10 protein-coding genes are annotated in these 12615 nt (G+C 63.9%); all 10 read left to right on the forward strand.

All coding sequences use genetic code 11. The features are described 5' to 3' along the window. The first annotated feature begins 394 nt into the window (after window positions 1-394). The gene (locus IB272_RS21655; protein ID WP_034805426.1) at window positions 395-919 is read left to right on the forward strand and encodes a sigma-70 family RNA polymerase sigma factor; all 525 of its coding nucleotides are present in this window, start codon (window positions 395-397) and stop codon (window positions 917-919) included. Further along, a complete protein-coding gene (locus IB272_RS21660; RefSeq protein ID WP_127889785.1) occupies window positions 916-1857 on the forward strand; it encodes a FecR family protein in 942 nt (313 codons plus the stop codon). The genes IB272_RS21655 and IB272_RS21660 overlap by 4 nt, the downstream gene beginning before the upstream one ends. 93 nt (window positions 1858-1950) lie before the next feature. Then, window positions 1951-4443 carry a TonB-dependent receptor gene (locus IB272_RS21665; RefSeq protein ID WP_181432588.1) on the forward strand — a complete coding sequence of 831 codons (2493 nt, stop codon included), beginning with the start codon at window positions 1951-1953 and terminating at the stop codon, window positions 4441-4443. Window positions 4444-4747: 304 nt separating this feature from the next. Continuing rightward, window positions 4748-5884 carry a transporter substrate-binding protein gene (locus tag IB272_RS21670; protein ID WP_192445030.1) on the forward strand — a complete coding sequence of 379 codons (1137 nt, stop codon included), beginning with the start codon at window positions 4748-4750 and terminating at the stop codon, window positions 5882-5884. Beyond that, window positions 5881-6462 carry an ANTAR domain-containing protein gene (locus IB272_RS21675; protein ID WP_060521917.1) on the forward strand — a complete coding sequence of 194 codons (582 nt, stop codon included), beginning with the start codon at window positions 5881-5883 and terminating at the stop codon, window positions 6460-6462. The genes IB272_RS21670 and IB272_RS21675 overlap by 4 nt, the downstream gene beginning before the upstream one ends. After that, the gene (locus IB272_RS21680; RefSeq protein WP_060530383.1) at window positions 6462-7310 is read left to right on the forward strand and encodes an ABC transporter permease; all 849 of its coding nucleotides are present in this window, start codon (window positions 6462-6464) and stop codon (window positions 7308-7310) included. Before IB272_RS21675 ends, IB272_RS21680 begins: the two co-directional genes overlap by 1 nt. Window position 7311: 1 nt before the next feature. Then, the gene (locus IB272_RS21685; protein WP_110818825.1) at window positions 7312-8232 is read left to right on the forward strand and encodes an ABC transporter permease; all 921 of its coding nucleotides are present in this window, start codon (window positions 7312-7314) and stop codon (window positions 8230-8232) included. Between the two features lie 29 nt (window positions 8233-8261). Then, window positions 8262-9881, forward strand: a complete 1620-nt coding sequence (locus IB272_RS21690) for an ABC transporter substrate-binding protein (RefSeq protein WP_192445032.1) — start codon at window positions 8262-8264, stop codon at window positions 9879-9881. A gap of 60 nt (window positions 9882-9941) precedes the next feature. Then, window positions 9942-10886 carry an acetamidase/formamidase family protein gene (locus tag IB272_RS21695; protein ID WP_034805446.1) on the forward strand — a complete coding sequence of 315 codons (945 nt, stop codon included), beginning with the start codon at window positions 9942-9944 and terminating at the stop codon, window positions 10884-10886. Next, window positions 10883-12553 (forward strand): ABC transporter ATP-binding protein, encoded by a 1671-nt coding sequence (locus IB272_RS21700; protein ID WP_110818824.1) that lies wholly within the window; start codon window positions 10883-10885, stop codon window positions 12551-12553. The genes IB272_RS21695 and IB272_RS21700 overlap by 4 nt, the downstream gene beginning before the upstream one ends. The last annotated feature ends 62 nt before the right edge of the window (window positions 12554-12615 follow it).

A 12615-nucleotide genomic window follows, 5' to 3' on the forward strand; every position in this document is an offset into this window, starting at 1 on the left:
GTTGAGATCTCCAAAACCCCAACAGGATAAGCCGAAAGGCCGGAAGCGTGGCTGTCCCTCAATCATCACCTGCATCTCAGTGATCCGTTCTCTCAGCGGACGCGGTCTCTTTCATGCCACCTCCTTTCGGTTCTTGTCGCCCGGAGATCTGGCTCTTGCTGATAACCGGCGTGAACCCTGCCTGAGGGTCTCACTCTGAGCCCTGAGGTCAACGCCTCCTTTCGAGCTAGTTGCACTGCTGACGGCCTCGGAAATTAAAGATGAGTACAATACTCATATTTGTTGTGCGCACCGCACGGGCGCGCTAATGAACGCCGGCGCTGCCTCGTCTGCACCGCGCCCTGTCTCTCATCTTCGCTCTGCCGACGGCTCCGGATCGGCCCTGAAACCTATCATGCCAGAGAAATCATCTTCGCATTTGATGCTCGACGACGCGATCGTCGCCTACTACGACGAGCTTTGCGCGATGACGCGGCGGCGTGGTCACCAGGCGGCAACCGCGAACGAGGTCGTTCACGAGCTTTATGTTCGGTTGGTCGATCGGCGCACGCCGCTTGAGGGCAAGTCGTCGCTCAGGGCGTTTCTGCGCCGCGCCTGTGCCAATCTCGGTATCGACCGGCTGCGGCGCGACCGCTTCGAGTTCAAGCTTTTCTCCGGTAGCGAAGAAGACGCTCTGGCTGTCGCCAGCGATATCACTGCGCCTGATGCCAACATCGATCTTCCCCGGCGGCTGGCGATCCTGAAGAGGGCGATCATGGACATGTCGCTGCAGCGGCGGCGCGTCTTTCTCGCAAGCCGCATCGGCAACCTCACCTCGGACGAAATCGCCATGCGCACAGGGATCAGTCGCAACATGGTCGACCGGCATCTGCGCAAGGCCTATCTGCATTGCCTCGACCGGTTGGAGGAGGTGTTGTGACGGCGCGCGACAGGAGGATGCGCGAGCAGGCGGTGGATTGGCTCGTCCGCCTGACGGGTGATCCCGACGATGAAGCGTTGCAGCTCGCCTTCGAACGCTGGCGCGCGGAGGATCCTGCCCATGCCGAGATTTTTGCGCGCGCTCAAAGGGCGATCGGTGACGCATCGCTCTTGATCCGGCGCGAACCGGAATTCGCCCAAAGGGCGGTGAAGCGGACAGGGACGCGGCGGAAAACCGCAACAGCGCTGGCGGCCATCGTCAGCGTCGGCGCCGGCATTTTTGTTGCGCTCGACGGCGCCCTGTGGATGCAGGCGGACGTCATCGCCGGCAAGGGTGAAAGGCCGATTCTTACCCTTGAGGATGGCTCGACACTGCAGCTCAACGCCCAGTCGGCCGTCGCCTATCAGTTCACTTCCGCCGAGCGGCGGATCGTGCTGCTGCGTGGCGAGGCCTTCGTCCAGGTCGCGGCCGACAGCCAACGGCCCTTTGTCGTTAAGGCCGGAGGCGGCACGACGACGGCACTCGGGACGGCATTCGACGTCAACCTCACCGACGACGGCACCAGCGTCACCGTTCTCGAACACGCCGTATCGGTCGCGACGGACGCGGCAATGCCGCCGCGCCGCGTCGCGGTCAACGAGCAGGTCAGCTACGACCATGACGGCCGGCTCGGCGATGTCACGCCGGTCGATCCATTCGTGGCAGCAGCATGGCGGCAGGGGCGCCTGGTTTTCGAGGAACGCACGATCGCGTCCGTCGTCGAGGAAATCGGGCGCTACGTTCCCGGCAAGATCCTGATCGCCGATGCCGGCGTCGGCGCCAGGCGGGTGTCCGGCAGCTTCGATCTCTCCGATCCCGTCGGCGCATTGCAAGGTCTTGCCGAAGCCTTCGACGTCAAGGTCACCCGGATCGGACGCTACGTCACGATCCTGCGCTAAAAAAATCGAGGACGAGGTGTCCCTGAACCGGCACCTCGTTCGTCCAGAAACCAGACCCCGGCCGTTTCGGCCATCTCTCTGTCTGGAACCATCATGTCATATTCGAATACGACCGGCCGCCGCCGCCAATCCGGAATTCTCAACCTGCTGATGGCAGGCACCGTGTTTGCCCTCACCACCACCATCGCTCTTGCGCAAGATGCGGTGCGGCATCACGTCGACGTACCTGCGGGCAAGCTGACGACGGCCGTCAATCGCCTGGCCTCACAGCTCAAGCTGCAGGTGGTGTTCGACAGCTCGGTCGCCTCTGGCGTCACCACGCCAGGCCTTTCCGGCGAGATGACGGCCGAAGAGGCGCTGGCGCGGTTGCTGAGCGGAACGGGCGTCCGCTATCGTTTCGTCGGCAGCTCGACGGTGAAACTGATGGGTGCGGTGGAAGCCGCGACGCCGGCAGACGGCGAAGGCACGAAGCTCGCGCCCATTGTCGCCCGCGGCGACGCCAAGGACGGTGACCGCGCGCCGAACATCGCGGTCCTTGATGCTGAGGACATCGAAAAGGCCCAGGCATCGAGCCTTCCGGAATTGCTGCAGAAGACGCCCGGCGTGTCGATGGGCGGTGGCGTGCGCATCGAAGGACAAACGCTCGCCATCCGCGGCTTTGCCCGGCAGTCTGACGTGCGGATCATCCTCGACGGCGCGCCGAAGAATTTCGAGAAGTACGACCAGGGCACAGTCTTCATCGAGCCCGAACTGCTCAAGCGCGTCGAGATCGAAAAGGGCGCGACATCGGTGCGCTACGGCAATGGCGGCTTCGGCGGCACGGTGCTGATGGAGACCAAGGACGCGGCTGACATGCTCAGGCCCGGCGAAGAATGGGGCGTCTGGGCCAAGTCCGGTTTCCAGAGTGCCAACAAGCAGTTTCTCGAAACCGGCGCGCTCTACGGAAAGTCGGATTTCGGCGGCCCCATCACCTATGATGGCCTTCTGGCCGGCACATGGCGCAAAAGCGACGACATGCGCGTCGGCGGCGGCGAGGTCTACAACTATTCCAACTCGAAGCTGACCACCCTGCTTGCCAATGTCGGTGCCGCATATGACGGCCACGAGATCAGGGGGACGGTCGCCTACGGCCAAAACGACAATTGGGGACCCGTGGCCGCCATCCGCGGCCAGTCGGCGCCGTCGGACTACAACATCACCCGCTACGGCTACAAGGAAGCGATGCGCCGGCTTCTCACCTGGCGTGAAATCGAGGATTTCACCTCGACGCTTACCTATAGCTATACGGGCGACAGCGACCTGGTGAATTACCGCATGATGGGGAGCTTCTCGTCGACCGGCCAGCATGCGAAGCGGCCCGACATTCCGGGGCTCAACCCCAGCGCATCCGTCGGCGGCTACGAAAACGATGCCACCTACACCGATATCAAGTTCGAAGCGGAGAATACCTCCAACTTCACGCTCGGCGGACTGTCGCACAGCCTGAACTATGGCATTCAGTACCTGGATCATGACCGGGACATCTGGATGTATGACATCGCCAACCGCACCCAGGCGCAGTACAACTACGGCTCCTACGCCCCCTGGTTCATGCCCGAGGGCTCGCAGAAGACCTTTGCCGCTTTCGTTCGCGATCGGATCGAACTGACGGACACGTTTGCCGTGACGCCGGGCCTGCGCTACGACCATGTGCGCTCGAAGGGCGTGCCGAACGAGGCGCCGCGGTTCAACAATCCGCTGGCCGGGCACGACTATTCAGCCGTGTCGCACCAGGGTGTGACGCCGGCGATCAGCCTGTCATGGGAAGCCACGCCGTCGGTGCGGTTCTTTGCCGACTGGGCCTATGCGATGCGGGTGCCCAACATTGACGAAATCTATTCGACCCAGAGCGTGCTTACCAAGGCTTCCGGCACCAGCCGTGATCTGGAGGTCGAGCGTAACAGCACCTTCAACATTGGTGTCGACTTGAGCTTCAACGACGTGCTGACGACCGACGACATGCTGTCGACGCGTATTTCGGTCTACAACAACCACGTCTCCAATCCGGTAACGCGCCGGTTCGGCACGGCCAACCTCGCCGACGTTACCGGCAACGTGCCATTTTACTGGAACACGCCGTCCTACGATATCCGCGGCATCGAGTGGCAGGCGCACTACGAGACCGAGCGTATGTTCGCCGATCTCGGCGTGTCCTGGATGACCGGCGAGCGGACCGGCGCCGTCAACAACGTCTGGGGACCGGACACCTATATCAACGATCTGGCGCCCCTGACCGTGATCGCGACGGCCGGGATCAAGGTACCGGATCAGGACCTCGCCTTCGGCTGGACAGGCACCTTCGTCGACGACCAGAACCGCACGCCCTACAATCAGGGCGGACAGACCTACGCGCGCCCGCCGAGTGCCGGCTATGCGGTGCACGGCCTCTTCCTCGACTGGACGCCGACATCGGGCTTCATGGAGGGTGGCGAAGTGCATCTCGCGGTCGACAATATCTTCGACAAATACTACGAGCCCTATCTCAGCGACGGGATCTCGGCGATGCCCGGCCGCAACTTCAAGATCGCGATCAGCCGCAAGTTCTGACCGGACATGGACCCGGCCGGCCGGCATGCGGGCCGGCCGAATGTCCTCCTACGCGCCTCCGCGCAGCAGTGGCGCTTGATTGCGGTGCTCCACCCGCCTCTGTCTGTAAAGTTGCGTATAATAGGTTGCGAGCTTGCCAATCCTTGCTTGACAGCCGTCGATTGCCCGTATCTTAATCATGCTCTCAGATTGAGCATGATCAATCCATTCACATGACCTCGATGGTCGACGGGCAGTTTCGCCCCATGATGCCCCCATCTTCGATGGGCCCGGCGTCGTGGGGTTTTTGGTTTTTGGCGGGTACATGAGCGGCGCGGTAAAGATCGGCATCCTCTATTCGACGACCGGGCCCTACGGGACGATGGGCCGCGACTGTCGCGACGGCGCGGAATTGGCGATCGAGGAGATTGCGGCAAGCCATCCGGGCCGGATGGAGCCGGTTTTCATCGATCCGGAAGCCAATATCGACCGCTATCTCGAAGGCGCCAGATCGCTGCTGCGCGACCACGGATGCCGCCACATCATCGGCACCATCACCTCGCTCGCTCGCAAGGAGGTCATTCCGCTTGTCGAAAAGCACGACGGCCTGCTCTGGTACATGTGCCCCTATGAGGGCTTCGAGGCCAACGACAACGTGATCTATACGGGCGGCTGCCCGAACCAGCATTTGCTGCCCTTGCTCGACTATCTGCTGCCGCGTTTCGGCAACCGGCCCTATCTGATCGGCGCAAACTATGTCTGGGGCTGGGAAATGAACCGCCTGGCGCGTGAGCTGGTGGAGGAAGCCGGCGGCGCAATCCTCGGCGAGCGTTACCTGCCGCTGGAGGAAACCGCGGTCGAGCGGATCGTCGCCGAAATCGAGCAGCGCCGGCCGAGTTTCATCCTCAACAATCTCGTCGGTCCTTCCAGCTACGCCTTTCACGCGGCGATCCGGGCGCTCGCCGTGCGCGATCCGGGGTTCCGACCGGAAAACTGCCCCGTCGTCAGCTGCGACCTTCAGGAGTGCGAGCTGACGGATATCGGCCTCGGGGTCGCGACCGGCCAGCTCTGTGCCGCCTCCTATTTCGACACGGTGGTTTCGCCCGACAATGCGGCCTTCAAGCTGCGCGTTGCTAGTCGCTTCGGGCCCGGGCGGCGCATCTCCAGCCTGTTTGCCAGCGCCTATGCCTCCGTCAAGCTTTGCGCCGAGGCGATCATCGAGGCGGGCGTCGACGATCCCGCGACGATCACGCAGCTTGTTTCGGCAGCGGCGCATCAGAGTGTGCTCGGCCCGCTCAGGATCGATCCGCAGACCCACCATGCGGCGTTGCCGTTCCATCTCGGCCGCATCAGCGACGACGGAGGCTTCGACATCGTCACATCGCTGCCGTCAATTGCCGCCGACCCCTATCTGACCGGCCAGCGCAAGCGCAAGGCGCCCCAATTGCGGATCGTCTCATGAGGGAAACACCGAACTTCACCGGCTGGCGTGCGGCAATCCTGCACCGCGAAGACCAGACGACGGAGCGGCTGGTGCGACAGCTCACGCTGTTCGGCTTCGACGTCACCGTACAATGGCAGCCGCTCGATGCGCGCGACCTGCCCGATATCATCCTCGTCGACGCTGACCAGGGCTGGAGCGGGCTCTTGCCCTGGAAGGACGAACAGGCGCCACGGCCGCTGATCGCCTTGCTCGGCTCGGAAGCACCGGGCCGGGTCGCCTGGGCGATGGGGCAGGGGGTTGCGGCCATCATCGCCAAGCCGGTCGCGTCCTCGGCGGTCTACCCGGCCCTGGTGTTGGCGGTTGGGATCCACGAGGAGCGCCGCGCCGTCGCCGACAAGATCGCCCATCTCGAAGAACGGGTGCGCATGCGCCCGCTCGTTCATGCCGCCGTGCAGAAGATCGGTCAGGCCTGCCATGTCAACGAAGAACAAGCCTATGGAATCCTGCGCAATTGCGCGATGAAAAAGCGCCTGTCGATGGAGCAGATCGCCGGTTCCATCCTCGGCGGTGCCGAGCCCCTGCCGGAGGCCGGTTGATGCAGGTTTTGAAATCCATGTTCAGGCAGCCGGCGGCGCTGTTCGGTCTCGTCGTCGTGGCACTGGTCGTCATGCTCGCTGTGGCCGCTCCGCTGGTTGCCCCCTATAGCCCGGACGAACAGATGTTCGACGGGCTGACGCTCGAAGGCGCGCCGTTGCCGCCGAGTGCTCAGTTCCTGCTCGGTACCGATACGCTCGGCCGCGACCTCTTTTCGCGCCTGCTCTACGGCGCCCGAACTTCGCTCGTCATCGGCCTCGTCGCCAATGGCGTTGCCGTCTCGATCGGGCTCATGATCGGCATTCTCTCGGGCTACATGCGGGGCCTTATCGGCAGCGCACTGATGCGCTTCACCGACCTGATGATGGCCTTTCCGGCGCTGCTGCTGGCGATCGTGCTTGCCGCACTGCTGCGCCCAAGCCTCTGGATCGTCGCCATGGTGATCGCGCTCGTCAACTGGGTCCAGGTCGCCCGCATCGTCTATACCGAGACCCGTGGCTTGGTTGAACGCGACTTCATCCTCGCCGAGCGCTCGCTCGGTGCCGGCCACGGGCGCATCCTGTTTCACCACATCCTGCCGCATCTGGTGCCGACGGCGATCGTCTGGGGCACGCTCGGCATCGCAACCACGGTGCTGCTCGAAGCGACGCTCTCCTTCCTCGGCATCGGCGTCCAGCCGCCGACACCCTCCTGGGGGAACATCATCTTCGAGAGCCAGAGCTATTTCCAGGCCGCGCCCTGGCTGGTGTTCATCCCCGGCGCCGTCATCCTTTTGACCGCGCTCTCCTTCAATCTGGTCGGCGATGCGCTCCGCGATATCCTCGACCCGACGCAACGCGGGAGGGGCTGAGATGGCATTCCTTCTGCTGCGCCGTCTCGTGCAGACCGCGCTCATCATGCTCGGCGTTGCCGCCATCACCTTCCTGTTGCTCTATGCGCTTCCCGCCGACCCGGCGCGCATGATCGCCGGGCGCAGCGCAACGGCGCAGACGGTCGCCAACATTCGCCGGGAACTCGGGCTCGACCAGCCGCTGCTCGTTCAGTTCTGGAGCTATCTCCAGGGGCTGGTGCAGGGCGATCTCGGTCGCTCCTACGCGCAGAAGACCGATGTCGGCACATTGATCGCGGCGCGCCTACCGGCAACGCTGATCCTGATGGCGGCCGGCATTTTCGTCGAAGTCCTGCTCGGCGTGTTTCTCGGTGTCGTAGCGGCCATCCGGCGCGGCGGTTTCGTCGATCGGCTCGTGATGATGGCATCCTTCGTCGGCGTCTCGGCACCGCAATTCGTTGCGGCCCTTTTGCTGCTCTATGTCTTCGCGGTCACGCTCGCCTGGTTCCCGATGAGCGGCTTCGGCAGCTTCGCCCATGTGGTCCTGCCGGCGCTGACGCTCGGCATCCTCGGTGCCGGCTGGTATGCGCGCATGGTGCGCTCGGCGATGATCGACGTCTTGAACCAGGATTATGTGCGCACCGCACGTGCCAAGGGCCTGTCCTCGTTCCGCATCATCTTCCGCCACGCGCTGCCGAACGCGCTTCTACCCGTCATCGCCATGATCGGCATCGATATCGGCCAGTTCATGAGTGGGGTCGTTGTCGTCGAGGCCGTCTATGGCTGGCCAGGCATCGGCCAGCTCGCCTGGCAGGCGATCCAGCAGGTCGACATTCCGATCATCATGGGGGTGACGCTCGTCTCGGCGCTCGCGATCGTGCTTGGCAACCTCCTTGCCGACCTCGTCGCGCCGCTCATCGATCCGCGCATCCGCGCCCGCTAATCCGAAACCAACCAAAAAGGGGAACAACAATGTTCAAAAGCTGGCTTCGAACTTCAACCGTCGCTGCGGCACTGCTCGCAGCACCGCTCTCGGCCCTTGCACAGGATGCACTGAAACAGGGCGGAGATATCGTCATCACCTGCAAGGACGATATCGCCACGCTCGATCCCGCCATCGGCTACGACTGGGTCAACTGGTCGATGATCAAGAGCCTGTTCTCGCGCCTGATGGACTACAAGCCGGGTACCACCGAGCTGGTGCCGTCGCTCGCCGAAACCTTCGACGTCGCGCCGGATGGCCTGACCTATACGTTCAAGCTGCGCAAGGGCGTGAAATTCACCAACGGCCGCGAGATCGTCGCCTCGGACGTGAAGTATTCGATCGAACGGGCGGTCGACCCGAAGACGCAGGGGCCGGGCGCCGGTTTCTTCGGCGCGATCAAGGGCTTCGACGATCTCTCGGGCGGCAAGGCGGCGACGCTTGAAGGCATTGAGGCGCCGGATGATGCGACTGTCGTCTTCCACCTGTCGCGCCCGGACGCAACCTTCCTGCACGTGCTCGCCGTCAACTTCGCCTCGGTCGTGCCGAAGGAAGCGGTCGAGGCTGCCGCCGGCGACTTCGGCAAGAAGCCGGTCGGCTCCGGCACCTTCGTCCTCAAGGACTGGACCGTCGGTCAGAGCCTGACCTTCGAGCGCAACCCCGACTATTTCGTCAAGGACATGCCGCATATCGACAAGTTCACCGTCGAGGTCGGCCAGGAACCGCTGGTGGCGCTGCTGCGACTGCAGAAGGGGGAGGTCGATATTGCCGGGGACGGTATTCCGCCGGCAAAATTCCTCGAAATCAAGAATTCGCCTGAAGGCGCCGAGATTATCGTCGATGGACAGCAGCTCCATACCGGCTATGTCACGCTCAACACCAAGGTGAAGCCCTTCGACGACGTAAAGGTTCGTCAGGCCGTCAATATGGCGATCAACAAGGAGCGTATCACCCGCATCCTCAATGGTCGCGCGACGCCCGCCAACCAGCCGCTGCCGCCGCTGATGCCGGGTTACGACAAGGCGTTCACCGGTTATGACTATGACGTCGAGAAGGCGAAGGCCCTGCTCGCCGAGGCCGGACATGGCGATGGCTTCGAGACGGTGCTCTATTCGACCAACACCGACCCGCAGCCGCGCATCGCCCAGGCGATCCAGCAGGATCTGGCCGCCATCGGCATCAAGGCGGAGGTGCGGGCGCTGGCCCAGGCCAACGTCATTGCCGCCGGCGGCACCGAAGGCGAAGCGCCGATGATCTGGTCGGGTGGTATGGCCTGGATCGCCGACTTCCCGGACCCGTCGAACTTCTACGGCCCGATCCTCGGCTGCTCCGGTGCGGTCCAGGGCGGCTGGAACTGGTCGTGGTACTGCAACGAGGCACTCGACAAGCGCGCCGTTGCCGCCGATTCCATGTCCGATCCGGCAAAGGCGGCCGAGCGTCAGGCGGAATGGGGCAAGATCTTCACCGACATTATGGCCGATGCGCCGTGGGTGCCTGTCACCAACGAGCGCCGCGTCGTTGCCAAGTCGCCGCGCATGGGCGGCGAGGGCGAGATCTACGTCGATCCGACCCGGGTCATCAACTACGACGCGATCTTCGTGAAGCAATAAGCGTCAGGCTCTCCGGAGGTCGTCTTCGGGGAGCCTCTTCATGAGTTTGGGAGAGATTTCATGTGCGTTGCCTGCACACACACCATCCATCGCGCCAAGCATCATTTCGGCTGGAACCGCGACTTCGAGCCGACGCTGATCGCCAAGCCCGGTGAGACCATCCATTTCGAATGCCTGGATTCTTCCGGCGGGCAGCTCGGCGCTGGCTCGACGCTCGACACATTGGCCTCGCTCGACTTCGAGAAGATCAATCCGGTGACGGGGCCTGTTTATGTCGAAGGTGCTGCGCCCGGCGACGCGCTGAAGGTGACGATCCGCCGCTTCGTGCCCTCGGGCGTTGGCTGGACGGCCAACATTCCGGGCTTCGGCCTGCTCGCCGATCAGTTCACCGATCCGGCGCTGCACATGTGGTCCTATGATGCGAATACCATGGCGCCGGCGCTCTATGGACCGGGCGGCCGCGTGCCGTTGAAGCCCTTCGCCGGCACGATCGGCGTCGCGCCGGCCGAACCGGGCCTGCATTCGGTGGTGCCGCCGCGCCGGGTCGGCGGCAATCTCGACATTCGCGATCTCACATCGGGCGTCACCCTCTATCTGCCGGTCGAGGTGGAGGGCGCGCTGTTTTCCATCGGCGACACCCACGCAGCCCAGGGCGACGGCGAGGTCTGTGGCACCGCGATCGAGAGCCAGATGGAGGTCGAAGCCACGATCGAGCTCGTCAAGGATGCCCGTCTCGCCAGCCCGCGGTTCACTACGCCGGGTCCGGTGACCCGTCATCTGGATGCTGCCGGTTACGAGGTGACGACCGGCATCGGCCCGGATCTGATGACCGGCGCGCGCGAAAGCCTGATGCGCATGATCGACCTGCTTGGCGCCGAACACGGCTTGAGTCCGGTCGATGCCTATCTGCTCTGCTCGGTCTGCGGCGACCTCCGCATCAGCGAGATCGTCGACGCTCCGAACTGGGTCGTTTCCTTCTACTTCCCGAGGATCGTCTTTTCGTGACAACGGCAGCACCCGTGCTCGGCATCGATGGCCTCTGCGTCGATGCGCTGACGCCGCAAGGGCCGCGAAGGGTCCTTGATGCCGTCAGCTTCAACCTCATGAGCGGCGAAACGCTGTGCATTGCCGGCGAGAGCGGCTCGGGCAAATCCGTGACTTCGCTTGCTGTCATGGGGCTCCTGCCGAAAGCCTCGCTGCGGATCGCCTCCGGCGGCATCAAGCTCGAAGGGCGCGAACTCTCGAAGCTCTCCAACAGTGCGATGCGCAGCGTGCGCGGCGGCGATGTCGCGATGGTCTTTCAGGAGCCAATGACATCGCTCAATCCCGTGATGTCGATCGGCGAGCAACTGACCGAGGCCATTCGCGAACATCAGGGTTCCGAGGGGGGAACGGCGAGTGCCGTCGCCCTGCGCATGCTGGATGCGGTGCACATCACCGAGCCGGCGCGGCGCATGACGCAATATCCGCACGAGCTTTCCGGCGGCATGCGGCAGCGCGTGATGATCGCGATGGCACTATCGTGCCGACCCAAGGTGCTGATCGCCGACGAGCCGACGACGGCACTCGACGTTACCGTGCAGGCGCAGATCCTGACGCTGATGAAGGAACTGAAGCGGGAATTCGGCGCTTCGATCGTGCTGATCACCCATGACATGGGCGTGGTCGCGCAGATGGCGGACCGCGTGGTCATCATGCAGCAGGGCCGCATCGTCGAGCAGGGCGACGTATTGCCGATCTTCCGCTCGCCGCGCGAGCGCTACACGCAGGAGTTATTGGCGGCCGTACCGAGGCTGGGCGCGCATGCCGGAACCGACGGCCCGCCGCGCATCGCCGCAACGGCTGCGGCATCCGTCCCGCGGGCGGCGAGCCCGGTCCTGTCCGTGCGTGACCTCGCTGTCCACTACGGAAAAAAGCCCAGCGGACTGTTGGGTGAAAAGAAGCTGGCCGCCGCCGTCAGCGACGTTTCCTTCGACATCTTCCCCGGTGAGACGCTGGGGCTCGTCGGCGAAAGCGGATCGGGCAAGTCGACCACCGGCAAGGCGGTACTCGGCCTCATTCCATTCGATGGCGATGTGGCGATCGACGGCCAGCAGATCGGCGCGCTGTCGCAACGCCAGATGCGGCCCGTGCGCCGCTCCGCGCAGATGATCTTTCAGGATCCCTATGCCTCGCTCGACCCGCGCATGGCGGTCGGGGCGGCGATCGCCGAGCCGCTGCTCATCCATGGCATCGGCAATCGCAGCGAACGCACGGATCGCGTCGCCGATCTGTTGCGCCGTGTCGGGCTTGGGCCCGATGCCGCCAGCCGCTATCCGCACGAGTTCTCCGGGGGACAGCGGCAGCGCATCTGCATTGCCCGCGCGCTGGCGGTCAATCCGAAGCTGATTGTCGCGGATGAAAGCGTGGCCGCGCTCGACGTGTCAGTGCGGGCCCGCGTGCTTGATCTGATGCTCGAACTGCAGGAGACGATGGGTCTTGCCTATCTCTTCGTCTCGCACGACATGGCTGTGATCGAGCGGATGTCGCACCATGTCGCCGTCATGCGCGGCGGCCGCATCGTCGAGATGGGAACGCGCCGCGCCGTGTTCGAGGATCCGCAGGACGCCTACACCCGGGCGCTGATGGCCGCGGTGCCGCTGCCGGACCCGCCGATGCGGAAAAGCGCTTAGAGCGAGACGACAACACGGGTGCGGTCTCCGCCCGCATCCCCCTCTGTTTGAAACAATCCCGA

This window comes from Ensifer sp. ENS08, assembly GCF_014852195.1.
GTDB lineage: Bacteria > Pseudomonadota > Alphaproteobacteria > Rhizobiales > Rhizobiaceae > Ensifer > Ensifer adhaerens.

What these genes read in the sequence shown, in the direction of transcription:
- IB272_RS21685 (WP_110818825.1), top strand. Translation starts at nt 7,312, where the DNA reads ATGGCATTCCTTCTGCTGCGCCGTCTCGTGCAGACCGCGCTCATCATG.
- IB272_RS21670 (WP_192445030.1), top strand. Translation starts at nt 4,748, where the DNA reads ATGAGCGGCGCGGTAAAGATCGGCATCCTCTATTCGACGACCGGGCCC.
- IB272_RS21680 (WP_060530383.1), top strand. Translation starts at nt 6,462, where the DNA reads ATGCAGGTTTTGAAATCCATGTTCAGGCAGCCGGCGGCGCTGTTCGGT.
- IB272_RS21665 (WP_181432588.1), top strand. Translation starts at nt 1,951, where the DNA reads ATGTCATATTCGAATACGACCGGCCGCCGCCGCCAATCCGGAATTCTC.
- IB272_RS21675 (WP_060521917.1), top strand. Translation starts at nt 5,881, where the DNA reads ATGAGGGAAACACCGAACTTCACCGGCTGGCGTGCGGCAATCCTGCAC.
- IB272_RS21690 (WP_192445032.1), top strand. Translation starts at nt 8,262, where the DNA reads ATGTTCAAAAGCTGGCTTCGAACTTCAACCGTCGCTGCGGCACTGCTC.
- IB272_RS21695 (WP_034805446.1), top strand. Translation starts at nt 9,942, where the DNA reads ATGTGCGTTGCCTGCACACACACCATCCATCGCGCCAAGCATCATTTC.
- IB272_RS21655 (WP_034805426.1), top strand. Translation starts at nt 395, where the DNA reads ATGCCAGAGAAATCATCTTCGCATTTGATGCTCGACGACGCGATCGTC.